The sequence below is a fragment of the Demequina soli genome (genome assembly GCF_000971195.1).
GTDB lineage: Bacteria > Actinomycetota > Actinomycetes > Actinomycetales > Demequinaceae > Demequina > Demequina soli.
The window spans coordinates 120,439-144,399 of the sequence record NZ_BBLZ01000005.1 but is presented as its reverse complement, the minus strand read 5'-3'; the positions used below and the strand labels follow the sequence as shown (position 1 = coordinate 144,399).

Here is a 23,961-nt window from a genome sequence, read left to right as displayed (position 1 = left end):
TTCCTGACAGACCCGGTCTGCCCCAGGATCGGCTGCCTACGACCCCTTCAAATGGGGCGGCGCTGCTCAGTCCTGCTTGCGGATGACGACGTGGCCATTTGCGTCGAGTTCCGAGTACGACTCGCCGACGCATTTTCAGGACGATGCGTGTGGCGCGGCGCTGTGGGCTCATCGGCGGGCCGCCTGGTCATGCAGGCGCTGAAGGTTGTGCCAGAAGTGCGCGCTCGTGCCGAGTGCGGCTGCGAGGGCGATGCAGTCGGCGCGGGCGAGTCGGACCTGGCTGTCGAGGATCGCGCGCAGTCGCTCGACGGGGATTCCCGACTTCGCGGCGAGCGCGGGCACGGTGAGGTTGAGCGGCTCCATGAACTCGCGGCGGAGGACGTCGCCCGGGGTGACGGGATCGAGCCACCCCGCCGTGTCCGCATCGGCGACGCCACTATGGCCCTCGTCAGCGATGCGGCCCTCCCGAGCCTGGAGCACTTCGCCGGGGGTGGTCGGGTGTGGCGGGAGCAGCCAGGCGCGGATCTCCGGGGTCGAGGAGCGCTCGATGAAGCCCATCAGCTGTGTGCTGTCGGCTGTGCTGGTGGCTTGCTGGCGCTGGGTATGGGTGCGCGCGGCCTGGCCGCGGAGCTCCGCGATGAGGTGCGTGACCGCATCGTCGAGGGTGGCGCCGTCGGCGGAGAAGTTGCCGCCGTCGATGGTGATGGCGACGCGACCGGTTTCGAGGTGGACGGCGACGCCGGGTCCTGTGGCGAGGTCGTCGACGTGGAGGCGCGTGCACGTGTCACGGTCGACAGGCTCGAGGTCGGCGATGATGCCGGCTCGCTGTGCGAGGGCGTCCGCGAGAGATCTGTCGCCCAACGATGCCGGACCTGGCGGACCTGCGACATCACCGTCGTTACCAGTGGCGCGGGCGATGGGCTGCACCTCGTGCGGGTGGGCGTCTGCGCCGTTCACGTGGTTGTCGCGGGCGGCCGGGGTGGCGTCGGAGGAGGCCGCCTTGTCGGAGCCATCGGCCTCACGCTGGCTCCGAGGATCTGTGCGGCCCAGGCGTCGAGGTCGACGGGCTCGGGGTCGTCGCCTGAGGCGCGCGATTGAACGATGCGTGCGATTTCTTCGTCTTCCCGGGGGCCGGTCTCGGGGGCATGCTGGTCGGAGATGCGCCGCAGAGCGTTCGCTGCCTCGCTTTGGGGTGCGGTGTCGAGGAGTCGGTCGATGACGCCTCGCAGCGCCGCGTCGGCAGTGTCGGCCGCGCACAGGAGGGCGGGCACGCCGTGGATGCCAGCGATGTGCTGCCGGGTCTCGGGCAGCCGTGCCAGCCACAGGGGTCCCTCGAGAGCGACGGTCGCGTCGACGAGCGCGTCCTCAGTTAAGGGCAGGACGTTGGCGGCCTCGTCGCTGATGAGAGCGGGCACGTAGTCGAACCAGTGCGTGATCTTCTTGAGGGCGGGGATGAAGGGCACTGTCGCGACCCAGTCGCCGTGGGCGAGGTTCACGGCCGCGACGAGGTCAAGACGCAGCTGGACGTCAACGGCATTCGGGTCGACCGTCTTGACGCGTGCGATCTCCGCGCGCATCCGCTCCACCGCACCGTCAAGCGTGTCGACCGCGGCCGTGATGGACGGGCTCTCATCGACCCGCAGGAGCCACTCGTCGGGCCTGATCGGTGTCGCGCGGACCGTGAACCTCATGCGCGGCGCGGCGCTTTCATCGTGGCGGCGCTCCCCGCCGTGGCGCGGCTCTCGCGCGGCAGCGCGCCGCGGAAGCGAGTACGCGGGCGGCCGCCCAGCGCGATCGCTCGCAGTTGATTCGCGATCGCGCCAGTGCACCCGTCTGCGGCATCCATGAGGCCGAGTATGCGCCGCTCGAAAGCGATCGCGCCAGTGCCGCGCACAACCCGAACCCTAGTGTTGTTCCTGGTAAGTGTACCATCACGCTTAGTGGCAGGCCGTTTGACGGCACCTCGCCGAGGGCCCATGCTGGCCCCAGAGCGCCCCCGACTCCGGGGCGCCTCGACTGGCCGCGATGGTCGGGGCGGGAGGGTCATGAGCACCGAGGTCGAACGCGTGGATCTGCGGACCGAGGCGCGTCTCTTTCAGGTCATCAGCACGAGCTCGAGTGTCTACTACGCGGATGCCCGTGGTGACATCCCGTTGCCGCTGCGCGCCGCCGGCGACGGCAACACCGAGCACGGCCCGTGGGACGACATGTGGGTCCCGCTGTCGAGCCTAGCGTCCGGGCCTCCGATCGTTGTCGACGGTCGCGATCTCACTGACGACGAGATCGACTGGAGCGACTGGGGCGAGTGGGAGCTCCGCGTCGGGACCCGCCACATCTACGAGTGGGACGTCCCCGGCCCCGGAGGCGTGAACCGCCACGAGTGGGTGCAGCGCGCCGCGACGCGGATCGTGGCCCTCGACGAGATGCCGCCCGAGGGCGCCCGCATCCGGGTCGAGGACGACCCCGATCCCGACGACGGCATCCCGCCCATGCGGTGGGAGATGGGACCGTGACACGACTCGGGCGGGTGGAGGTCCTCGTCGAACCGGCCCTGTACGAGGTTCGCTCCCTCGAATCTCGAGCCCTCTACTTCGTCGACAGCAGGCTGGGCGGGCACCCGCACTACGTGCGAATCCCCGGCGACGACTCAACATCCATGCGCTCGGATCTGGCGTGGCAGCCGCTGACCATGATCATGTCCCTCCCGCCGCGCTGGAACGGGCACCGGCACCTCGAACGCGCGGAGATCGACCAGACCGACATCCAACACTGGGTGCTACGGGAAGGAGCCGAGCACTTCTACGTCACGCCCAACCCGACTCCCGGGCTTCCGATCCTCACGTTCGTAAAGCAAAGCCCGGCGCGCGAGGTACTGCAGATCGACGAGCTGCCCGCCTCGGCGGCACACCTGATCGAGCGACAAGAGCTCAGATGAGCGGCCCCCCGGCGCACATTCGCAGCCAAGCCCCGTCCAGCCCAGAACCCGTGCCCGCCTGCGGCACCGCACCCGCGTCGATCGCGCGGACACCCCAGAGGCGGCCGTGACCGCGGACGACGGCGACGGCCTCGACGCGCTCGTCGGGCCGTTCTACACCGCCGAGTCCGCGGCGCGGATCTTCGGCGTGACGCCGGGTGCACTGCCCGACGACCTCATCGAGACCACCACCAGCGACGGCACCGTGCTGTATCCCGCGTTCCAGTTCCGCGGCGGCGTGCTCGACCCTGCCATCGCGGAGATCGCCCGCATCCTCGCGCCGGCGGCAGCATCAGGGTGGACCGTCGCCTGGTGGATCTCGGCCCGGCACGCCGCCCTAGACGAGCTAAGCGTGCGAGCCTGGCTCGCCGACGGCCGGGACTTGGAGACCGTGCGAATGCTCGCGCAGGAGGTCGCCGACCACTGGCGGTGGTGAGTCCTTCCGAGGGTGGCCGTCATGTCGCCCCATCAAGCCGCGCATGCGGAGGCCCCGCTACACGCAGACCCGCACAGGCGTACGTCACCGCACGCCCTGAGGGCCTCAGGAAATGGCGCGGAGGCCGCCACACCTGCAGCCAGCAAGACCGCATAACACGCTAATCTGACAACCCATCGATAAAGGCGTAGCATGCCAATCTACCAGCGATGATGGAATCGCGACAAGCGCGGTGAAAATAGTGACGAAAATCGTTGCGATAAATGTTCCACGGATATTTTGGGTTTCCTCTGGGATGCGATATTTCTTCTCCTCGGCGGGCCTGCTGAACCAGGCAGGCTCCGCGAGTACGAGCGCCACGGTGGCCTCGTCAGAGAGGAGGCCGCGTGCACGTCGCGAGCGAGTCGAACACCCCGGAACTGCTGGCGGCGGGCGCCGTCGAGGCGCGTGCGACGGAGCGCCCGTCAGGCGAGGTGCGACGTCTCGCCGCGGTGGTGGACAGCTGCGACGAAGTCGGCGGGCCACAGGGGAGCGCCCAGGCCGATCTCGAGTCGCGCGACGGTGACGATGTCGGGCCAGCAGGTGCCGTTGAGGACGTCCGCGACGGTGGTGTGATCGACGCCGGTCACGCCCGCGACCTCCCGCAGGCTGGCGTCCCCGATGGCGGCGCGCAGCGCCACGGCGAGGCGACGGGCAACCTCGCCGGTGACGTCCTCGACGGGGACGTCCGGCCAGCCCTCACCCAGGTCGCGGGGACGAGCTCGCTTGGGCGGCATGCTTCGAGCGTATCCGACACCACCACACCTGAAGCCGGCGACCGTCGCGCTCGCCTCACGGTCGTCGCACCGCTCGGAGGCGAGAACCCCGGCCAGCCGGGAATCGACACCCCGTCGATCCGCCGCGCGTCCGCGGCGCGCTATGTGCGACCGGGCGACTCGGACGACCCGGCGGACATCCGTGCAGCGATCGATGCCTACCACCCCGCCGAGTCAACGCTCAGCGACGCGAACTGGTGGCGCGTCGCGACGGTCGTCCGCGAGGCGGTGCGTGCGCGGGCACCGCGGACCGTCGCAGGCGCCCGCGAATTCATGGGCACGACGGCCGCCTACGTGGACTGGTGCCACCGAGTCAAGGACGTCACCCTGTCGCACGACCTGCTGTTCGAACCGGCACTCATCACGGAGTACGCGAACCTTGATCACGAGGGCCGCAAGTCGACGACCGTCGGCAACCACGCCTCGCGCCTGCAGGCGATCACGGAGTCTGTGAATCCCGAGGCGCTGCAGCCGCGCCCGAAGCCGCGCCAGCCCTCCGATGGTCGCACCCCCTACTCCGAGGCCGAGGTGCGAAGCCTGTGGAAGTCTGTCAACAAGCACAAGTCTCCGGCGCTGCGCCGTGAGCTCACCATCCTGCTGGCCGGCGGTCTCGGCGCAGGACTGACCGGACGCGAGGTCTGCGACCTGCGGGTCGGCGACATCACCGCCGACGACACAGGCGTGACGCTGCGGGTGAGCGGACCTCGCGAGCGTGACGTGCACGTGCGGCCCGAATACGAGCACATCTTCGCCGAGGCCGCGCAGGCGCCCAACGCCGACGCCTACGTGTTCCTTCCCCGCCGCAAGACGACCGCGAAGAACACCGCATCGAACTTCCTCTCCAGCAACGGGCGCACGGCCGCCGCGTTCGATACGCAGCGCACCCGTGGCACCTGGGTGACCGGACTTCTGGCCGAGGGCACCGACATCCGCGCCGTCATGCAGGCCATGGGCGTGACGGACTTCTCAGCCATCGCCCGCTACCTGAAGCACGTTCCCGCCCTCACCGACGCCGAGTACCGCGCCCAGGTCCGCGGCGAGCAGCAGGCCGCGTGACCGGCAAGCGCGCTGCGAAGCCGGGCAGCCCCCAAGCGACTGGGGTAGCATCGAAGACCTCGGGTGTTGGCGTGTACCTCCGCCCGGGTGACTCCTATGACCCGCGTGACGTGAGCGACAGGATCGACTCGTACCGGCCCCAGCTCGATCCCGAGCACTGGGCGGCTATTGCTCCGTTCGTGAGGCAAGCGGTGCGCGACTGCGCGCCCCGCACCGTCTACACCGCGGCACAGCTCCTCAACCCGACGACGATGTTTGTGGACTGGTGCCACCGGGTGCACGCAGTCCCGCTCGTTCGGGAGGAGATCTTCACTCCCGCGCGTATCGCCGGCTTCTGCGGTCTGCCCCACGAGGGGCTGGAGCCGTCGACCATCGGCAACTACGGCACCCGCCTGACGGGCATGCTCACAATCCTCAACCCGTCGATCGTGCAGCCTAGCCGGCCTCCGCGGCCCCCGTCCGGCGGCGTGCCGCCCTACTCGGCAGCCGAGGAGCAGAACCTGTGGATCTGGGCAGATGCGCAGGGTGGACCGGCAAGGCAGCGTGATGCGCGCGTTCTGCTCGCGGCCACGCTTGGGGCCGGTCTCACGGGTCGCGAGGTCTGCGACCTTCGGGCAAGCGACTGTGCCATCGACGCCGATGGTGTCGTGTTGCAGGTCAGAGGCCATCGCCCGCGCCGCGTCGCGGTGGCGCCGTACGTCGAGCACATCTTCATCGCTGCAGTCGTCGACCTTGCTGCCGATGCCTATGTTTTCAAGCCGGGGCGCACGAGGTCTCCGGAGAACACCGCGTCGAACTTCCTCGCTCACTGCACCCCGGGCCGCACGGTGGTCAGCACGCAGCGTGCCCGTAACACGTGGCTGGTCCGTCAGTTGAGCGGCCCCGTGTTCATCAAGGGGCTGATGGAAGCCTGGGGCATCACGGACTTCTCCGCCATCGCCCGCCTTCTCCAGTTCGTGCCCGACCGCGCCGAGGCCGAGTACTTCGCACAGCTGAGGGACCTGTGAGCCGGGGTCGGTACCGCCAGGGTCCCCGCAAGAGCGGCAACCTCTACGGACGCAAGTCCAGCAAGCACCTCGCGGCAACGCCGAACGGGCGGGGGCCCCTTGCGCCCAAGCAGCTCGAGGACATCAACCGTGCCTTGCACCGCGAGTGGGTGTTCGAGAACCTCAACACGTATCGGTGCGGCCACGCGACGATGATCCCGATCGCGGGCCGGCCCGAGACGGTCAACTTCGAGGCCTTCCTCACGGTGTTCGCGGCGCTCATCGAGCTCGGCGAGGCACCCCACCTGTCGAACGTCGCGAAGACGATGCGCTTCCGCCTGTCGGAGGAAGACGCGAAGTGGCTGGGCATCCGGGCCGACGTCTACAAGCTGAAGAACGATCCCCGCGGAACGACCATGTGGGACCTGGACCCCGAGGACCGGGAGACCGCATCGTTCGCGGTCAGCCCCGAACGGCTCTACGACCGAGTCCACAGCGCCTTCGAACGGATGACCGATCTGTTCGAGCCCTATCCGGGCGTCGCGACCCTCCGGGCACGCCCCATCTGGGAAGTCGAGCGGGACCTCGCCGCACTCGACCCTGCAGACATCGAGCTCAAGATGGAGCGCCTCGAGACCATCACGAACGGGATTGTGCGTGCGGCGATGCATCGCCTTTCGCGGTCTGACCGCAGGCGGTTCATGCAGTTCTGGCGGGGCTCCGTCGCTATCGACGGCACCAAGGTGCCGGTCCACGCACCCAAGAGGCGTGGCGGCGTGCCCGTCAAGCTGCGCAAGGAGCACCCGGACTGGCTTCACCACCCCGAAGCGATGGCCGGTTGGTACTACCGCGACGGCGATCACAACGGCTTCGAGGACGACAGCATCACACCGCTGAAGAACGTCAAGCCCGACGAGAAGATCTGGGCCTACGAGCTCACCCTGGCAGTGACCTGCGCCAACCCGCCGAAGAAGGTCAAGGGAAAGATGAAGCCCAACGGGCCCGTGCCGCGCTTCGCGCTCGGCATGGCGTTCGGCCCCGCGTCCGCCAACATCGGCAAGAACGCCATGACTGCGCTGCTGTCCGCCACCCAGGTCACCGATGAGCTGGACATCGATCCCGGCTTCGTCGTCGCCGACCGTGCGATCCTCCCCAACGCCAAAGCCGAAACACTGCAAATACCAGCACGTTCTCTTGGATGGCGCCAGGTAATGGAGTTCCGCAAGGACCAGAACGGAAGGATGCTGCCCGAATCGCAAAGGAAGCAGGGCGGCAAGGGCAAGGGCACAGGTCGCCGCGGCACCGTCGCCAGCCAGCAGGGCAAGTCTGATCCGCTGCGCGGGGCGATCATGGTCGACGGCGACGTCCTCTGCCCCGCGACTCCCCAGCCGTTCATCGAAGCCGAAGCGCTGCTCAAGCGCGGCAAGATCGATGAGCCGACTCGCGACCAGCGGCTGAAGGAGCGCGAGGCCTACAAGGTCACGAGCACCGAGCGTTGGAACAAGGATGGCCGCGCACGCGTCGCATGCCCGGCAACCACCGCGGGCGGCATGCTCAACTGCCCCCTCCGCCAGATGCGCATGGACAAGGAGCGCACGCTCGTTCAGAACCCTCCCGCGAACCCGGGAGAGATCTGCACCACGCACCAGCAGGACCTTGCGATCACACTCGACACGAACACCGCAAAGTACGCGCTCGACATCCCATACCGCTCGCCCGACTGGTTCTTCATGATGGGCGAGCGCAACCTCGTCGAGAGCTTCAATGCGGCCCTCAAGGAGAAGGACCACGAGGAGCTCGAGGACGGTGGTCGCCGGCCCGTGCGCGGCTTCGCCAAGCAGGCGGTCATCGTCTCCCTCATGGTGTACGCCTGCAACGTCCGCACCATTCGCAGGTTCATGTACGCCTACGCGGCCAGCCTCCCGCCCCTGCCGATCGACGGCGACGGCGCGAACCCTCATGGGCCGCACGCCCAGGCCATCGACGTCGAGCACGAGGACCTGCCCCCGCCCGACCGGCTCGCCGCGTAGAGCGGCCGCCTCGGAACCGAACAGCTTGATCCGCCTCCGGCCCAACAAGGTCCGGAGGCGCAAGCATGCCCAGAGCCGGCCAGAACGGCCCTCCAACACCTATACATAGGCACACAAAGCAAGAAGGCCGCCCGAGACTGTTGTCTCGGGCGGCCTTTTCGCCGTCTTGGGCCCCAGGAGTGACCTCCCGGGCCTCCGCTGAGCGGATTAACCCAATCCCGGGCGTTCGTTGACCGAACAACCCTCTGTGGTGCGCGAGGGGGGAGTTGAACCCCCACGCCCTTTCGGGCACACGGACCTGAACCGTGCGCGTCTGCCTATTCCGCCACTCGCGCGCGCCGGGCTACTCTAGCACGATTCCGGAGCCCTATACGATGGCGGGCATGGGTGTGCTGGACCGCTTCGAGCGCGGCGTCGAGAACGTGATGCAGAACGCGTTCGCGCGCACCTTCAAGTCGGGCGTCAAGCCCGTGGAGCTCGCGGCCGCCGTGAAGCGCGAGTGCGACGCCCGCGCCGCGGTGGTCGACCGCGGCCGGACGGTCGCTCCCAACGAGTACGCGATCGCGCTGTCGCCGGCCGACATGGCGACGGTGGACCAGTGGGGCGCCGACGCGCTGCGCCACGAGCTGGTCGACTCCCTGCGCACGCACGCGGAGCGCCAGCGCTACTCCTTCGTCGGCACCGTCGACGTCGCGTTCGACACGGACGAGACCCTCGCGACCGGCCGCTACGCCGTGGTCTCCCGCACCACGCGCGGCCCGGTGGCCCCCGTGACCAACAGCAACCAGGGCTCGCGCTACCCGCTCATCGACATCGACGGCACCCGGTACTACCTCACGGGCGAGGCGACCACGCTGGGCCGCGGCTCCGAGTCGGACATCGTGGTGGACGACTCGGGCGTGAGCCGCCGCCACGTCCGCCTCGAGGTGACCGACCACGGCACGATCCTCACGGACCTCGGATCGACCAACGGCACCTTCATCGAGGACCAGCGGGTCTCCGAGGCCACCCTGCTCGACGGCAACGCGATCACGATCGGACGGACCACCATCATGTACTGGGATGCCGTGGCCGGGGACGAGGACCTCTGACGTGAGCCAGCTCTCCATCACCCTGCTGCGCATGGGCTTCCTGGTGCTCCTATGGGCGCTCGTGCTCTCCGCCATCGCGGTGCTCCGCGCCGACCTCTACGGCACGCGCGTGACGGCGCGCGGGCGCGGGCGCGAGTCGCGCAAGCGGGACGATGCGCGCGCCGAGAAGACCGCATCGCCCAGCCGGGCGGCGACGGGCGTCCGCGCCGGGGCCATCTCGACCAAGGACCCCTCGGCCGGCCACCTCGCGGTGACCGGCGGGCCGCTCAAGGGCACGACGATCCCGCTGGGGACCGCGCCGGTCCTCGTGGGCCGCGCGAGCACGTGCACCCTCGTCATCGACGACGACTACTGTTCCGCCAGGCACTGTCGCATCTACCCCGAAGGAGACCGCTGGATGGTGGAGGACCTCGGATCGACGAACGGCACCTACCTGGGCAACCAGAAGGTCACCGACCCGGTGCCGCTGCGCGAGGGCGAGGTCGTCCGGCTCGGCGCCACCTCCTTGGAGCTGCGCCGCTGATGTATCTGGGGATCCACTTCGCGGCCCGCTCCGACGTCGGCCTGGTCCGCGCCAACAACCAGGACTCCGCGTTCGCCGGCCCCCACCTGCTCGCCGTCGCCGACGGCATGGGCGGCGCCGCGGGAGGCGACATCGCCTCCTCGATCGCGATCGCGCGCCTGGCCGCCCTCGAGGGCGAGGCGCATGGCCCCGACGACGCCCTCGACGAGCTCAAGTCCGCGATCTCCGACGCGCACGCCCAGATCGTCGAGCGCGCCCGCAACGATCCGGAGCTCTCGGGCCTCGGCACCACCGTGACGGCGCTGCTGCGGTCGGGCTCGACGCTGTCGATGGCGCACATCGGCGACTCGCGCGCCTACCTGCTGCGCGACGGCGAGCTCGACCAGATCACCACCGACCACAGCTTCGTCCAGCACCTCGTCGACACGGGCCGCCTGTCCGTCGCGGACGCCGAGCACCACCCCAAGCGGTCGATGCTGCTGCGCGTGCTCGGCGACATCGACGCCGACGTCCCCGTCGACATCTCCGTCCGCGAGACCCACCCGGGCGACCGCTGGCTGCTGTGCTCCGACGGCCTGTCCGGCGTGGTGAGCAAGGACACCCTCCGCGCCACCCTCCTCGAGGTCGAGGACCCGGGCGACTGCGCCGATGCGCTCGTCGGCCTCGCGCTCGCCGCCGGCGCCCCCGACAACGTCACCTGCGTCATCGGGGACATCGTCGACATCGACGCCTCCCCCGACGGGGTGGGCCCCGCATCGTCCTCCCAGGTGGTGGGCTCCGCCGCCCGCGACCGCCGCAAGCCCTCCGCCGGCGGCGACTCGCCGGCCGGCAAGGCCGCGCGCCTGTCCGTGCAGGAGGAGCCCGACGATGAGGACGAGCCGACCCGCGACCGCTGGCAGCGGATGCGCCCGTGGATCCTGCCGCTCGTCGTGCTGCTCATCCTGCTCGGCGCGGGCTGGGCCGGCTACTGGTGGTCCCAGCAGCAGTACTACGTGGGCGAGGACGCCGGCTTCGTGTCGATCTTCCGCGGCGTCCCCGAGTCCGTCGGGAACCTCACGCTGTCGCACGTGGTCGAGCAGACCGCGATCACCGTCGACGAGCTCGCTCCCTACCAGCGCGAGCGGGTGCTCGACTCGATCCGCGTCCGCGGCCTCGACCAGGCGGCGGGCGTCGTCGCGTCGCTGGAGGCGGGCGGCTAGTGGCGACCGTCACCGACGTCAAGGTCCGGACGGGGCGGCGCGGAGAGCTCGGCCTCCTGGGTCTCGCCGTCGCCATCGCCGTGCTCGCGCGCGGCCTGGTCGACTATCACGCGGCCTACCTCGAGATCGACCAGATGCTCATCTACGCGGGCGCCTGCACCGCCGTCGCGCTGGGCATCCACCTCGCGATCCGCCGCTGGGCGCCCTACGCCGACCCGGTCCTGGTGCCGGCCGTGCTCGGCCTCAACGGCATCGGCCTCGCGATGATCCGCCGCATCGACTTCGCGTACGCCGCGCGCGGACGCGAGACCGACTTCGGCCAGATCCAGACCATGTGGACGCTCATCGGCATCGGCCTCGCGATCGCGGTGCTCGTCATCGTGCGCGACTACCGCGTGCTGCGCCGCTTCACCTACACCGCGGGCGTGCTGGGCCTCATCGGCCTGCTGCTGCCGCTCGTGCCCGGCCTGGGACTGCAGATCAACGGCGCGCGCATCTGGATCAGCGTCTTCGGCCGCTCGCTGCAGCCCGGCGAGTTCGCCAAGATCGCGTTCGTCATCTTCTTCGCCGGGTACCTCGTGTCCAACCGCGACACGCTCGCCCTCGCGGGTCCCAAGGTCCTCGGCATGCGCTTCCCGCGGCCGCGCGACATGGGTCCGCTCGCGCTCGTGTGGGCCGCGGCGATGCTCGTCCAGATCTACGAGCGCGACCTCGGCACGTCGCTCCTGCTGTTCGGGATCTTCCTGTCCATGCTCTACGTCGCCACCGAGCGCATCAGCTGGGTGATCGTCGGCATGGGCATGTTCGCCGTGGGCGCCGTCGCCGCGGGCGCGCTGTTCAGCCACGTCGGGTCGCGTTACACCGCGTGGCTGCACGCGCTCGACGCGAGCGTCTACAGCTCGGGCGCGAGCGAGCAGCTGGTGCGCGGGCTGTTCGGCATGGCCTCCGGCGGGCTGTTCGGCACGGGCCTGGGCGAGGGACGCCCCGACCTGGTCCCCTACGCCGAGTCGGACTTCATCTTCGCGTCGCTGGGCGAGGAGCTGGGCCTCACGGGACTCATGGCGATCCTCACGCTGTACGTCATCATCGTCCAGCGCGCGATGCGCACCGCGATCGGCGTGCGCCACGGGTTCGGCAAGCTGCTCGCGACCGGCCTCGGGTTCGCGATGGCGCTGCAGACGTTCATCGTGGTCGGCGGCGTGACGCGCGTCATCCCCCTCACGGGCCTCACGACCCCGTTCCTCGCCTACGGAGGCTCGTCCATGCTCGCCAACTGGATCGTGGTGGGCCTGCTGCTGCGCATCTCCGACCAGGCCCGCCGGCCCGACGAGGTGGCCGCGTGAACGAGCCCATCCGCCGCCTGTCCGTCGTGATCCTCGCGCTGTTCCTCACGCTCATGATCGCGGCGTCGTACATCCAGGTCGCCGCCGCGGGCTCCCTCAACGCGGACGCGCGCAACGTCCGCACGCTCTACCGCGAGTACGGCACCTTCCGCGGTCCCATCGTGGTCGACGGCGAGTCCATCGTGTGGTCCAAGCCGGTCGACGACCCGTTCAACTACCAGCGCACCTACGCCGACGGCCCGCTCTACGCGGGCGTCACCGGCTACTACTCGATCGTGTTCGGCCGCACCGGCATCGAGCAGACGGAGAACGACCTGCTGTCCGGGACCGCGGACAAGCTCTTCTGGACCCGCCTCAGCACGCTCGTGTCGGGAGAGACGCAGCGCGGCGCCAGCGTCGAGCTCACGCTGCGGTCGCAGGTCCAGAAGGCTGCGGCCGATGCGCTGGGCGACTCCGCGGGCGCCGTCGTCGCGCTCGACCCGCGCTCGGGCGCCGTGCTCGCCATGGTGACGAGCCCGACCTACGACCCGGCGTCGCTCGCGGGGCACGACTCCTCCCAGGTCAACGCCAACTACCAGGACCTTCTCGCCCAGACCAACGGACCGCTGGTCAACCGCGCGATCGCCGGAGACACGTACGCGCCCGGCTCGACCTTCAAGCTCATCGTGTCGGCCGCGGCGCTCGAGGCGGGGTACAGCGCCGACTCCGAGCTCTACGCCCCCGACCAGCTCGAGCTGCCCGACAGCACCAAGACGCTCAGCAACTACGGCGGCGAGTCGTGCTCCGCCAACGAGCGCCAGACGCTCGCCGACTCGCTCGCGATGAGCTGCAACACCTCGTTCGCGAACCTCGGCATGAAGCTCGGCTGGGGCGTCATCGAGCGCAAGGCCGAGGAGTTCGGCTGGGGCTCCCAGCTGTCGATCCCCCTCGCCGTCACCCCGTCGCGCCTGCCGGTGAACCCGGACGATGCGCAGACCGCCATGGCGTCGATCGGCCAGTACGACGACCGCGCCACCCCGCTCCAGATGGCGATGGTCGCGGCCGGCATCGCGAACGACGGCGAGCTCATGACGCCCTATCTGGTCGACAACGTCCGCGACGCGAACCTGCGGGTGGTCGAGCAGTCCGAGCCGAAGACGATGTCGCACCCCATGACGCGGGCCGACGCGAACGAGCTCACCGACATGATGGTCGGCGTCGTCGAGGACGGCACGGGCACGCTCGCCCAGATCCCCGGCGTGAAGGTGGCGGGCAAGACCGGCACCGCCGAGACGGGCACCGGCGAGCGCCCGCACACCTGGTTCGTGGGCTTCGCGCCCGCCGACAACCCGGTGGTCGCGGTCGCGGTGCTGGTCGAGAACGGCGGCTCGACCGAGGGAGAGGCGACCGGCGGCAAGGTCGCGGCGCCCATCGCGCGGGCCGTGATGGAGGCCGCGATCGCGGCCGAGGGAGGCAAGTGATGGCGATCCACGCGGGCACCACGCTCGGAGGGCGCTACGTGCTGCGCTCGCTGCTCGCCGTGGGCGGCATGGGAGAGGTGTGGCGCGGCACCGACGTCGACCTCGACCGCGAGATCGCGATCAAGGTCCTCAAGGACGGCGCCGCCGAGAACGAGACGTTCCTCAAGCGCTTCCGGAACGAGGCCCGCAACGCCGCCGGCCTGCTGCACTCCAACATCGCGCAGGTCTTCGACTTCGGCGACCACGACGGCACGCCCTACATCGTGATGGAGCTGGTCGAGGGCGAGCCGCTGTCGACCATCCTCGAGCGCGAGCGGACCCTCGACGAGACGCGGCTCGTGACCATCCTGCGCCACACGTGCCGCGGGCTCGCCGCCGCGCACGAGGCCGGCGTCATGCACCGCGACATCAAGCCCGGCAACCTCCTCGTGCAGGAGGGCGACCGCGTGAAGATCACCGACTTCGGCGTGAGCCGCGGCACCGACCAGACGACCCTCACGGCGACCGGCATGGTGATGGGCACCGCCCAGTACCTCGCGCCCGAGCTCGCCCTGGGCAAGCCCGCCACCCCCGCCTCCGACCTCTACGCGCTGGGGATCATCGCGTTCGAGGCCGTGGCGGGCAAGCGCCCGTTCACGGCCGCCAGCGCGGTCGACATCGCCATCGCCCAGGTCAACGACCCGGTGCCGCCGCTGCCGGCGGGCGTGTCCCCCGAGCTCGCCGCGCTGATCTTCCGGCTGCTCGACAAGAACCCCCGCCGCCGGCCCCTGTCGGCGCTCGAGCTCGACCGCATCCTGGCCGACCTCGAGCTCGTCGACTCGGGCGAGCAGCCGCGCATCCCGGTGGACGCCGGGCTGCCCGCCGCACCCCCCCGACGCGCCATGCCGCCGAGCATCGCCCCCCGCGAGTACCGGCCCCGACCCGACGTCGAGCGTCGCAGGCCGGGCGCACGCTAGATGCGACAATGGCCCCCAGCATGACGGACCACGAAGGACAATCAATGAACGAAGAGCCGAAGATTCTCGCCGGCCGCTACGAGGTCGGCGACCTCATCGGCCGCGGCGGCATGGCGGAGGTGCACGTCGGCTACGACACGCGCCTCGGCCGCACCGTCGCGATCAAGATCCTGCGCGCGGACCTCGCGCGCGACCCGTCCTTCCAGACCCGCTTCCGTCGCGAGGCCCAGGCCGCCGCCGGCCTCAACCACCCCAGCATCGTGGCCGTGTACGACACGGGCGAGGACGCCATCGTCAACGCCGACGGCAACCCGCAGGCCGTGCCGTTCATCGTCATGGAGTACGTCGAGGGCCACACTGTCCGCGAGATCCTCCGCGGGGACGCGGCCGCCCCGATCGACGAGGCCGTCGAGATCACCGCCGGCGTGCTCGCCGCGCTCGACTACTCGCACCACGCGGGCCTGGTCCACCGCGACATCAAGCCCGCCAACATCATGCTCACGCCCACCGGCGCGGTGAAGGTCATGGACTTCGGCATCGCGCGCGCGCTGGCCGATGCGGGCCAGACCATGACGCAGACGCAGGCCGTCGTGGGCACCGCCCAGTACCTGTCGCCCGAGCAGGCCCGCGGCGAGAACGTCGACGCTCGCTCCGACCTCTACTCGACCGGCTGCGTGCTGTTCGAGCTGCTCACGGGACGCCCGCCGTTCGTCGGCGACTCGCCCGTCTCCGTCGCGTACCAGCACGTGCGCGAGCCCGCGCCGCGCCCGTCGCAGTTCGCATCCGACGTCCCGGCCGAGCTGGACCAGGTGGTCCTGCGCGCCCTGTCGAAGAACCGCGACGAGCGCTACTCGAGCGCCCAGGAGTTCCTCGCCGACCTGCGCTCCGTCATGGCGGGCGAGGGCGTCTCGCCGTCCACGGGCGCGCTCGCGCTGGGCTCGGCCGCGCTCGGCGCGGGGGCGGCCGGGGTCGCCGCGGCCGCGATGGCCGACCACGACCCGAACGCCACCGAGGTGATGCCCGAGCAGACCGCCGCGGGCCAGACCGCGGTGATGCCCGCGGGCGCGTGGGGCGCGACCGGCGCCGCCGCGGCGGCCGCCGACGGCCCCGAGACGGGCGCCGTCGACACGCTCGACGAGGACGACCCGGCCGCGCTGCGCCGCAAGCGCATCATCCAGTGGTCGATGCTGGGCGGCGCGCTCATCGCCGTCGCGCTCTTCGTCGCCGCGTTGCTCATGCTCACGCGTGAGGGCTCCCCCACCGAGCCCAGCCCCAGCGCGAGCCCGCGCGTCGCGATCACCGACCTCCAGGGCCTCACCAAGAAGGAGGCGCAGGCCGAGCTGGACCGGCTGGGCCTGACCGGCACCTTCGAGACCGAGCCGTCCGACACCGTCGACAAGGACCGCGTCACCCGCACCGACCCCGAGGCCGGCCGCAACGTCGACGAGGGCTCGACGGTGACCGTCTACCTGTCCTCCGGGCCGGACGTGGTCAAGGTGCCCGACGTGCGCGGCTACACCGAGGAGCAGGCGCGCTCCACGCTCGAGAGCGCCGGCCTGCGGGTGGTCTCCACGGACACCGTCGACGACCCGGGCCTGGACGAGGGCCGCGCCGCGAAGACCGACCCCAAGGCCGGCGCGGAGGTCGCGAACGACTCCGCCGTGACGCTGTACCTGTCCACGGGCCAGGTCGAGCTGCCGGACCTCACCGGCCTCACCATCGACAAGGCGCGCAAGCAGCTGGGCGACCTCTCGCTCGTGCCGTCGGAGACCTATCAGGAGACCACGGACGCCGACCCCGGCACCGTCCTGTCCCAGGACCCCGCCTCGGGCCGCATCGCGCGCGGCAGCACGGTCAGCCTCGTCGTGGCCGAGGCGCCGTCCACGGTCGCCGTACCCGACGTGGTCGGCAAGTCCGAGGCGGCCGCGAAGTCGGACATCACCGGAGCGGGCCTCGAGGTGGGCGACGTCACCGTCGACACCAACCCCGACCCCAACTTCGACGGCATCGTCAAGTCGACCAACCCCAACGGCGGCACGCAGGTCGCGCCGAGCACGGTGGTGAGCGTCGTGGTCGGCTGCCCCGTCACCACGGTCACCATCCCCGACCCGAACTACACCGCGGACCCGAACAACCCGGACGCCGAGGTGCCCACCATCGACCAGGTCCAGTGCCGCTGACAAACGGCGCCGGATGACGCGAGGCCTCCCAGGGGGAATACCCCGGGAGGCCTCGCTGTCTATGCTGGCATGATGACGCCGCTCGCCACCGTCGACGGGGTGCGCCGATACGTCGCGCACGGGCTCGAGGGAGTGGAGCGCGCGCTCGACGCCCATGTCACGAAGGCGTCCCACGAGATCCCCGCGGCGGGCGCGGACTACCGCGACCTGTGGGCCGCGGTCGGCACCCAGCACGTGGGCGGCAAGCGCATCCGCCCGGCCCTCACCCTCGCCGCGTACGCGGGCCTCGGCGGCGCGGACATCGACGCGATCGTCCCGGTCGCCGCGGCGATCGAGATGCTGCACTCCGCGATGCTCATCCACGACGACCTGCTCGACGGCGACGAGGTGCGGCGCGGCCGCCCCAACGTCGCCGGGATGCGTCGCGCCGCGCTCGACGGGTCGCGCCTGCCGCCCGCGCGCGTCGAGGCGCATGTCACCACCGCCGCGGTGCTCGGCGGCGACCTCGCGCTGTCCTCCGCCTACGACCTCATCTCGCGGGCCGACCTGCCCGCGCATCACCGCCTCGCGTGCCTGGACCTCGTCACACGCGCGATCCGCGCGACCATCGCGGGCGAGCTGCTCGACATGTACGGCGACATGACGGCCCCCGAGGACGCCGACTCGCTCGTCGTGGCCCAGCTCAAGACCGCGACCTATTCCGCGATCGTGCCGCTGCTCGCGGGCGCGCAGCTGGCGGGCGGCGATCCCACGATGATCGGACACCTCGAGCGCCTGGGCGGCTCGCTGGGACTGAGCTTCCAGCTGGTGGACGACGACCTCGGCGTGTTCGGCGACCCCGGCCTCACCGGCAAGTCGGTGCTGTCGGACCTGCGCGCGGGCAAGCGCACGGAGCTGCTCCGGCTGGGCCACGTGCTCGCCGACGAGGAAGGACGGCGCGTGCTCGACGCGCTCGTCGGCGACCCGACGCTCGACGAGGACGGCGCCGCCCGCGTGCGCGCCGTGCTCGAGGGGTCGGGGGCGCGCACCAAGGCGCTGCGAGTCGCGGCCCGGCACGCCCGCGAGGCGCGTCGCATCGCGTCCGAGCGGATCCCCGCGCCCCTGTCGGACTACCTGGTCGACCTCATCGACGGCCTCGGCGAGCGCGTCGCATGAGCCGCCGCTCCCGCCGCCACCATCACGACGACGCGGATACCTCCCTCGCACTGTACGACACCGCCGCGCGCGATGCAGCGGCGCAGGTGATCGCCCGCTACTCGACCTCGTTCGGCCTGGGAACCCGGCTGCTGCCGTCGGCGGAGCGCGCCCACATCCGCGCCGTCTATGCCATGGTCCGCGTCGCCGACGAGATCGTGGACACGTACCGCGGGCCCGACGCCGGCGACCTGCTCGACGGCTTCGCGGACGAGGTCCACGCCGCCATGGACCGCGGCTTCTCCACGGACCTGGTGGCGCACGCGTTCGCGCTGACGTCCCGCGCGGTCGGCATCACGCGCGAGCAGACCGAGCCGTTCTTCGCCTCGATGCGTATGGACCTCACGCGGACCGCTCACACGGAGGAGTCGCTCGCGCTGTACATCCTCGGCTCGGCCGAGGTGGTGGGGGAGATGTGCCTCGCGGTGTTCGTGAACACCCGCTCGGGCCCGCGCCCGCTCGACCCCGACCTGCGCGCCGGCGCACGCCGGCTCGGCGCGGCCTATCAGAAGGTCAACTTCCTGCGGGATCTCCAGGCCGACGACGCGACGCTCGGCCGCTCCTACTTCCCCGGCGTCACCGCCGCCACGCTGGACGATGCGCGGCTCGCCTCCCTGGTCGCGGACTGCCGGGCGGACCTCGCCGCGGCCGAGCGGACCCTTCCCGAGCTGCCGCGCCGCGCGCGCGCCGCGGTCGGCACCACGATCGACATCTACACGCGGCTGCTCGACCAGATCGCGCGGACGCCGGCGCGCGAGCTCGTCTCGCGACGCGTGCGGGTGCCCAACCGCGTCAAGGCCGTGCTCGCGGCGCGCAATCTCGCGGGCGCCCGGCCGGGGGCGCCGTCATGACCGGGCCGCGCATCGTCGTCGTCGGCGGCGGCGTCGCGGGGCTCGCGACGGCCGGGCTGCTCGCGCGCGGCGGCGCCGAGGTGGTGCTGCTCGAGCGGCACGGCTCGCTCGGCGGCCGCATGGGCCGCGTCGAGGTCGCGGGCCACACCTTCGACTCGGGTCCGTCCTGGTACCTCATGCGCGAGGCGTTCACGCAGTGGTTCGCGCTCATGGGCCGCGACGTGGAGGCCGAGCTGGACCTCGTCGACCTGGACCCTCGCTACCGGGTGCTCTTCGAGGGCGACGACCCCTGGGGGCCCGCGGACGCGCTCGACGTCAGCGCGGACGCCGAGGAGAACTGGCGGCGCTTCGACGCGCTCAGCCCCGGCGAGGGGGAGGCCATGCGCGCCTACGCCGAGGAGGCCGGCACGCTGTACCGCTTCGCGCTCGACCGCTTCCTCTACACGACCTACGCGCGCCCCCAGGCGACCATCAACGCCGACGTGCTGCGCCGCCTGCCGCTGCTCACCGGCCTGCTCGCGCGCTCGCTGGGCGCGCGCATCGGCTCCCGCGTGCGCGACCCGCGCCTTCGTCAGATCCTGGGCTTCCACGCGGTGTTCCTCGGCTCGTCACCCGACCGCGCGCCGGGCCTGTTCTCCCTCATGAGCCATCTCGACCTCACCGACGGCGTCCGCTATCCGCGCGGCGGCATGTACGCCGTCATCGAGGCGATCGCGCGCGCCGCGCGCGAGGAGGGCGCCGAGCTGCGCACCTCCGCGCCCGTCGCCCGGGTCCTGGTGGACGATGCGGGGCTCGCCACCGGCGTCGAGCTCGAGGACGGGGAGGTGGTGCGGGCCGATGCGGTGGTGGGCGCCGCGGACCTCCACCACATCGAGACCGACCTGGTTCCGGAGGGGCGGCGCGCGCATCCGGCGAGGGCATGGCGGCGTCGCTCGCCCGGCGTCAGCGCGCTGCTGATCTTCGCCGAGGTGGACGGGAAGGTGCCCGAGCTCGCGCACCACACCCTCCTGTTCACGCGGGACTGGGACGCGAACTTCGCGGCGCTCGTCGACCGTCGGCTCCCTCCGGTGCCGTCGTCGTTGTACGTGTCGCGCGTGGGCGCGACCGACCCGTCGGTGTCGCCCGCGGGCAAGGACTCGCTGTTCGTGCTTGTGCCGTTCCCCTCGGACCCGACGCTCGGCGCGACGCCGGGCTCACGCGCGGAGCTGCTGCCCCTCGCGCGGCGGTACCTCGCGCAGGTGGGCGCGTGGGCGGGCGTGCCCGACCTCGCCGAGCGCTCCACCGTCCTGCGCCTCACGACGCCGGCGGACTTCGCCGAGCAGATGAGCGCGTGGGAGGGCGGCGCGCTCGGGCTCGAGCACACCCTCGCGCAGTCCGCGCTGTTCCGGCCCGCGAACGTCTCCTCGCGGATCCCCAACCTGCTGTACGCCGGCGCCTCCACCGTGCCCGGGATCGGCGTGCCGCTGTGCCTCATCTCCGCTGAGCTCGTCGCGAAGCGCCTGCTCGGCGCGGTCGACGTGGGCCCGCTCCCCACGCCCGCGCCGCGCGGCTTCCTCGACCGCTCGCGCGACCGCGGGATCCTGGGCGACCTGGCCCGGCGGGCCGGCGCATGACCCACCTCGCCTATCTGGGGGCGCTGCTCGTCTCCATCGCGGGCCTGGGCCTGCTGGACCACCGCTACCGGATCGCGGTGTTCGACCGGCCGCGCCCCGCGCTGCTCACCGTCGCGATCGCGGTCGCGTCCTTCCTGGTCTGGGACCTGGCCGGGGTGGGTCTCGGGATCTTCTTCATCGGCGGCGCGCCCTACCTCACCGGCGCGCTGCTGGCCCCCGAGGTGCCGCTCGAGGAGCTGTTCTTCCTCGTCCTGCTCGTCTACCAGACCCTGCTCCTGTGGCGGTGGCTCGACCGGCGCCACCGTGCGAGGACGGCCGCATGACCTACGTGCTGCTGTCCGTCGCCGTGCTCGCGCTCATCGCGGCGGTGACCGTGCCGACGCTGAGGCGCCTGCCGCATCGTCCCCTGCTGCTCACCGGCCTCACACTGGTGGCGCTCACCGCGGTGTTCGACAACGTCATCGTGGGGCTCGGGATCGTCGCGTACGACGAGTCGCTCGTCTCGGGGATCCGCGTGGGATCCGCGCCGCTCGAGGACTTCTCGTACACGCTGGGTGCCGTGATGCTCGTGCCCGCGCTGTGGACGCGGCTCGCGCGCGACGGCGAGGACCCATGAGCCTGCTCGCCTCGGTGGTGCGGGCGTCGCGGCCCGTCTCGTGGATCAACACCGCCTTCCCGTTCGCGGCGGCGTACCTGCTGGTGACGCACGAGGTCGACGCGGTGCTGGTGGTCGGCACGCTGTTCTTCCTGATCCCGTACAACCTGCTGATGTACGGCATCAACGACGTGTTCGACTACGAGTCCGACCTCGCGAACCCCCGCAAGGGCGGCATCGAGGGTGACGTGGTGCGCGACCGCGCGCACGCCCGGCGCGTGCACCGCACGATCCTGTGGGCGTGCGCGATCACCGTGCTGCCGCCGTTCGCATGGCTGCTGCTCCAGGGCACGGCGGCGGCGGGGATCACGCTCGGGCTCGTGCTGTTCGGGGTGGTCGCGTACTCGGCGCCGGGGCTGCGCTTCAAGGAGCGGCCCTTCCTCGACTCCCTCACGTCCGCGCTGCACTTCTGCGGACCGCTGCTCTACGCGCTGGTCCTCGGCGGCGCGTCGCTGCTGGACCGCGGCGCGTGGCCGGTGTGGGTCGCGTTCATCCTGTGGGGCATGGCGAGCCACGCGTTCGGCGCGGTCCAGGACGTGCGCGCGGACCGCGAGGGCGGCATCGCGTCGGTCGCCACGGTGATCGGGGCGCGCGCGACGGTGTGGCTGTCGCTCGCCCTGTACGGCGCATCGTCCCTGGTGCTGCTCGCCCTGCCGTGGCCGGCGACGCTCGCCGCCCTGCTGCCGCTCGCCTACGTCGCGTCGGTCGCCCGCTTCCGTGGCGTCACCGACGAGACGTGCGAGGAGGCCAACCGCGGCTGGCACACGTTCCTGTGGCTCAACCAGCCCGTGGGCTTCGCGGTGACGATCCTCGTCATCGCAAGCTGGTGAGGGTGCGGTTTCCAATGACGGATGGGACGGGTGGGGCTGGTGGGACGCTGCGCGTCCCACCAGCCCCACCGTCCACATCTGTCATTGCGAATCGCTAGCGGCGCACGAGGGGGCTCAGGCCTGCGGACCGGCCCTCGGGGTCCGGCATGCCGCACACCTCGAGCCAGTTGGCGAGAAGCCGGTGGCCGCCCTCCGTCAGCACGGACTCGGGGTGGAACTGCACGCCGTGGAGGGGCAGCTCGCGGTGGCGCAGGCCCATGATGATGCCGTTCGCGGTCGACGCGGTGACCTCGAGCTCGTCGGGCACCGTCGGGTTCTCCACCGCGAGCGAGTGGTAGCGCGTCGCGGTGAACGGCGACGGCAGGCCCGCCAGCACGGACGCGCCGGAGTGGTCCACCTGCGACGTCTTGCCGTGCATGAGCTCGGGCGCGTGCGACACGACGCCGCCGAAGACCTCGGCGAGCGCCTGATGCCCGAGGCAGATGCCGAGCATCGGCGTGCCGGTCTCCGCGCAGCGGCGGATGACGTCCATCGACGCGCCCGCCTCGGCGGGGGTCCCGGGACCGGGGGAGATGAGGACGCCGTCGTAGTCGGTGACGTCCCCCGCGGCGGGCACCGCATCGTTCCTCACGACCACCGTCTCGGCGCCCATCTGACGCAGGTAGCCGACGATCGTGTAGACGAAGGAGTCGTAGTTGTCGACGACGAGGATGCGGGTCACGGCACGGCCTCCACGCTCTGGTCCTGGATGTTGAAGGTGGTGGTGACCCAGGGGAAGACCCACTGGAACAGCACCGCGACGATGGCGGCGATCAGCATCAGCAGCAGCAGCACGCGCAGCCACACGGGGCCGGGCATGAGACGCCACACGAACGGGAAGATCATGGCTGCGGGATCTCCTCGAGGATCTCGGGGGGCACGCCGTCGCCGGTGGGCGCCCAGTACTCCAGCTCGCCGTGCACGATGTACCGCTGCGCGGCGGAGAACATCGGGTGGCACGAGGTGAGGGTGATGTAGTGCCCCGTGGGCTCGGCGCCGATCTCGCCGGGCTGCGGGGCGATGACCTCGACCTGGTGCGGATCGACGATGAGGTGGTCGGTGACGCGGTAGACGTACCAGGCGTCCTTGGTCTGGACCACGAGCGCGTCGCCCTGCTGCAGCTCCGCGATGCGGTTGAAGGGCTTGGCGTACGTGGTGCGGTGCGCGGAGATCGCGAAGTTGCCCAGCGCGCCGGGCATGCCGGTGCCGGGGTAGTGGCCGATGCCCAGCACGTCGAGCACCTGCTGACGATCGACGCCCTCGGAGACCGGCTTGACGTAGTCCGTGCCCCAACGCGGCACGTACAGCGTCGCGAAGGTGGTGAGGAACGCCGGCTCGTCCATCACCGGCGCGGTGTCGGGCGACATCCGCGCCTCGGTCGGGATGGTCGCGGGGCCGGTGTCCTGCGCCGCGTCGGCGGTGATCGGGGCGGTCGCGTCGTAGGCCCAGTCGAGGCTCTCGAGGACCTGGTCCTGCTCCTTGCCCGCGATCACGTCGGTGTAGAACAGCTCCCACACGACGTAGAGGCCGAGCAGCGCACCGGCGAGGATGAGCAGCTCGCCGACGAGCGACACCAGCCGCGTGCCGATCCCCGCGCGGGCGGGCGCGCGGCTCGGCTCGGGTGCGCCCGGCCGGGACCGGTCGGGCTGGGTGGGGACGTCCACGGAAGCGGGCATGATGCGTTCAGCCTACGGGAGGCGTGCACGCGCGGGTATCACGGTCGCGGGCAT

The 23,961-nt window shown here is 71.2% G+C and carries 26 protein-coding genes and 1 tRNA gene; 19 read left to right on the top strand and 8 right to left on the bottom strand.

Annotated features, from left to right (window positions below):
- Positions 1–168: 168 nt before the first annotated feature.
- The 3 genes from AOM04_RS11895 to AOM04_RS11885 all read right to left on the bottom strand — a co-directional run bounded on the left by AOM04_RS11895 (position 169) and on the right by AOM04_RS11885 (position 1,846).
- The gene (locus tag AOM04_RS11895; RefSeq protein WP_062465008.1) at positions 169–861 is read right to left on the bottom strand and encodes a HigA family addiction module antitoxin; all 693 of its coding nucleotides are present in this window, start codon (positions 859–861) and stop codon (positions 169–171) included.
- A gap of 92 nt (positions 862–953) precedes the next feature.
- Positions 954–1,577, bottom strand: a complete 624-nt coding sequence (locus tag AOM04_RS11890; RefSeq protein WP_156160725.1) for a hypothetical protein — start codon at positions 1,575–1,577, stop codon at positions 954–956.
- 110 nt (positions 1,578–1,687) lie between these two features.
- The gene (locus AOM04_RS11885; RefSeq protein ID WP_156160724.1) at positions 1,688–1,846 is read right to left on the bottom strand and encodes a hypothetical protein; all 159 of its coding nucleotides are present in this window, start codon (positions 1,844–1,846) and stop codon (positions 1,688–1,690) included.
- Positions 1,847–2,045: 199 nt separating this feature from the next.
- Here AOM04_RS11885 and AOM04_RS11880 point away from each other — a divergent pair, with 199 nt between their 5' ends.
- From AOM04_RS11880 to AOM04_RS11870, 3 genes are all read left to right on the top strand, one after another.
- Positions 2,046–2,513 carry a hypothetical protein gene (locus AOM04_RS11880; RefSeq protein WP_062465005.1) on the top strand — a complete coding sequence of 156 codons (468 nt, stop codon included), beginning with the start codon at positions 2,046–2,048 and terminating at the stop codon, positions 2,511–2,513.
- Positions 2,510–2,935, top strand: coding sequence for a hypothetical protein (locus tag AOM04_RS11875; protein ID WP_156160723.1), 426 nt, complete (start codon positions 2,510–2,512; stop codon positions 2,933–2,935). The genes AOM04_RS11880 and AOM04_RS11875 overlap by 4 nt, the downstream gene beginning before the upstream one ends.
- Positions 2,936–3,041: 106 nt before the next feature.
- A complete protein-coding gene (locus tag AOM04_RS11870; RefSeq protein ID WP_062465003.1) occupies positions 3,042–3,410 on the top strand; it encodes a hypothetical protein in 369 nt (122 codons plus the stop codon).
- Positions 3,411–3,515: 105 nt separating this feature from the next.
- Here the strand turns inward: AOM04_RS11870 and AOM04_RS15015 are convergent, their stop codons facing one another.
- The gene (locus tag AOM04_RS15015; protein ID WP_228373706.1) at positions 3,516–3,770 is read right to left on the bottom strand and encodes a hypothetical protein; all 255 of its coding nucleotides are present in this window, start codon (positions 3,768–3,770) and stop codon (positions 3,516–3,518) included.
- Positions 3,771–3,796: 26 nt separating this feature from the next.
- On the opposite strand from AOM04_RS15015, the gene AOM04_RS14645 reads away from it, so the two are divergent.
- The 3 genes from AOM04_RS14645 to AOM04_RS11850 all read left to right on the top strand — a co-directional run bounded on the left by AOM04_RS14645 (position 3,797) and on the right by AOM04_RS11850 (position 8,297).
- Positions 3,797–5,281 (top strand): tyrosine-type recombinase/integrase, encoded by a 1,485-nt coding sequence (locus AOM04_RS14645; protein WP_156160722.1) that lies wholly within the window; start codon positions 3,797–3,799, stop codon positions 5,279–5,281.
- Between the two features lie 110 nt (positions 5,282–5,391).
- The gene (locus tag AOM04_RS11855; RefSeq protein WP_156160721.1) at positions 5,392–6,288 is read left to right on the top strand and encodes a site-specific integrase; all 897 of its coding nucleotides are present in this window, start codon (positions 5,392–5,394) and stop codon (positions 6,286–6,288) included.
- The gene (locus AOM04_RS11850; protein WP_062464999.1) at positions 6,285–8,297 is read left to right on the top strand and encodes a hypothetical protein; all 2,013 of its coding nucleotides are present in this window, start codon (positions 6,285–6,287) and stop codon (positions 8,295–8,297) included. The genes AOM04_RS11855 and AOM04_RS11850 overlap by 4 nt, the downstream gene beginning before the upstream one ends.
- 248 nt (positions 8,298–8,545) lie before the next feature.
- On the opposite strand, the gene AOM04_RS11845 is transcribed toward AOM04_RS11850, so the two are convergent.
- Positions 8,546–8,632, bottom strand: a tRNA-Leu gene (locus AOM04_RS11845).
- 48 nt (positions 8,633–8,680) lie between these two features.
- On the opposite strand from AOM04_RS11845, the gene AOM04_RS11840 reads away from it, so the two are divergent.
- The 13 genes from AOM04_RS11840 (at position 8,681) to AOM04_RS11780 (ending at position 22,192) form a co-directional block, all read left to right on the top strand.
- Positions 8,681–9,388, top strand: a complete 708-nt coding sequence (locus AOM04_RS11840; protein WP_062464998.1) for an FHA domain-containing protein — start codon at positions 8,681–8,683, stop codon at positions 9,386–9,388.
- 1 nt (position 9,389) lies between these two features.
- Positions 9,390–9,911 carry an FHA domain-containing protein FhaB/FipA gene (locus AOM04_RS11835; protein ID WP_062464997.1) on the top strand — a complete coding sequence of 174 codons (522 nt, stop codon included), beginning with the start codon at positions 9,390–9,392 and terminating at the stop codon, positions 9,909–9,911.
- On the top strand, positions 9,911–11,110 hold the full coding sequence (locus AOM04_RS11830; RefSeq protein ID WP_062464996.1) for a PP2C family protein-serine/threonine phosphatase: 1,200 nt from the start codon (positions 9,911–9,913) through the stop codon (positions 11,108–11,110). The genes AOM04_RS11835 and AOM04_RS11830 overlap by 1 nt, the downstream gene beginning before the upstream one ends.
- Entirely contained in the window at positions 11,110–12,453 is a 1,344-nt protein-coding gene (locus AOM04_RS11825; protein ID WP_062464995.1) for an FtsW/RodA/SpoVE family cell cycle protein, read from the top strand. The genes AOM04_RS11830 and AOM04_RS11825 overlap by 1 nt, the downstream gene beginning before the upstream one ends.
- Positions 12,450–13,913 carry a peptidoglycan D,D-transpeptidase FtsI family protein gene (locus AOM04_RS11820; RefSeq protein WP_062464994.1) on the top strand — a complete coding sequence of 488 codons (1,464 nt, stop codon included), beginning with the start codon at positions 12,450–12,452 and terminating at the stop codon, positions 13,911–13,913. Before AOM04_RS11825 ends, AOM04_RS11820 begins: the two co-directional genes overlap by 4 nt.
- Positions 13,913–14,869: a serine/threonine-protein kinase gene (locus AOM04_RS11815; RefSeq protein ID WP_062464993.1), complete on the top strand. Its 957-nt coding sequence runs from the start codon at positions 13,913–13,915 to the stop codon at positions 14,867–14,869. The genes AOM04_RS11820 and AOM04_RS11815 overlap by 1 nt, the downstream gene beginning before the upstream one ends.
- A 44-nt stretch (positions 14,870–14,913) precedes the next feature.
- Positions 14,914–17,049, top strand: coding sequence for a Stk1 family PASTA domain-containing Ser/Thr kinase (pknB, locus tag AOM04_RS11810; protein WP_082104611.1), 2,136 nt, complete (start codon positions 14,914–14,916; stop codon positions 17,047–17,049).
- Positions 17,050–17,121: 72 nt separating this feature from the next.
- On the top strand, positions 17,122–18,204 hold the full coding sequence (locus AOM04_RS11805) for a polyprenyl synthetase family protein (protein WP_062464992.1): 1,083 nt from the start codon (positions 17,122–17,124) through the stop codon (positions 18,202–18,204).
- Entirely contained in the window at positions 18,201–19,094 is an 894-nt protein-coding gene (locus AOM04_RS11800) for a phytoene/squalene synthase family protein (RefSeq protein ID WP_062464991.1), read from the top strand. The genes AOM04_RS11805 and AOM04_RS11800 overlap by 4 nt, the downstream gene beginning before the upstream one ends.
- Positions 19,091–20,707, top strand: a complete 1,617-nt coding sequence (crtI, locus tag AOM04_RS11795) for a phytoene desaturase family protein (protein WP_062464990.1) — start codon at positions 19,091–19,093, stop codon at positions 20,705–20,707. Before AOM04_RS11800 ends, crtI begins: the two co-directional genes overlap by 4 nt.
- Positions 20,704–21,030, top strand: a complete 327-nt coding sequence (locus tag AOM04_RS11790; RefSeq protein WP_062464989.1) for a lycopene cyclase domain-containing protein — start codon at positions 20,704–20,706, stop codon at positions 21,028–21,030. The genes crtI and AOM04_RS11790 overlap by 4 nt, the downstream gene beginning before the upstream one ends.
- Positions 21,027–21,323, top strand: coding sequence for a lycopene cyclase domain-containing protein (locus tag AOM04_RS11785; protein ID WP_062464988.1), 297 nt, complete (start codon positions 21,027–21,029; stop codon positions 21,321–21,323). Before AOM04_RS11790 ends, AOM04_RS11785 begins: the two co-directional genes overlap by 4 nt.
- Complete coding sequence (locus AOM04_RS11780) at positions 21,320–22,192, top strand: prenyltransferase (protein WP_062464987.1); 873 nt, start codon at positions 21,320–21,322, stop codon at positions 22,190–22,192. The genes AOM04_RS11785 and AOM04_RS11780 overlap by 4 nt, the downstream gene beginning before the upstream one ends.
- Positions 22,193–22,286: 94 nt before the next feature.
- Here the strand turns inward: AOM04_RS11780 and AOM04_RS11775 are convergent, their stop codons facing one another.
- Genes AOM04_RS11775 through AOM04_RS11770 form a run of 3 tightly spaced genes read right to left on the bottom strand, consistent with a single transcriptional unit; the run spans position 22,287 to position 23,907 of the window.
- Positions 22,287–22,913 carry an aminodeoxychorismate/anthranilate synthase component II gene (locus AOM04_RS11775; protein ID WP_062464986.1) on the bottom strand — a complete coding sequence of 209 codons (627 nt, stop codon included), beginning with the start codon at positions 22,911–22,913 and terminating at the stop codon, positions 22,287–22,289.
- Positions 22,910–23,077: a hypothetical protein gene (locus AOM04_RS14640; protein WP_156160719.1), complete on the bottom strand. Its 168-nt coding sequence runs from the start codon at positions 23,075–23,077 to the stop codon at positions 22,910–22,912. Before AOM04_RS14640 ends, AOM04_RS11775 begins: the two co-directional genes overlap by 4 nt.
- Positions 23,074–23,907: a class E sortase gene (locus AOM04_RS11770; protein WP_062464985.1), complete on the bottom strand. Its 834-nt coding sequence runs from the start codon at positions 23,905–23,907 to the stop codon at positions 23,074–23,076. Before AOM04_RS11770 ends, AOM04_RS14640 begins: the two co-directional genes overlap by 4 nt.
- Positions 23,908–23,961: the final 54 nt, after the last annotated feature.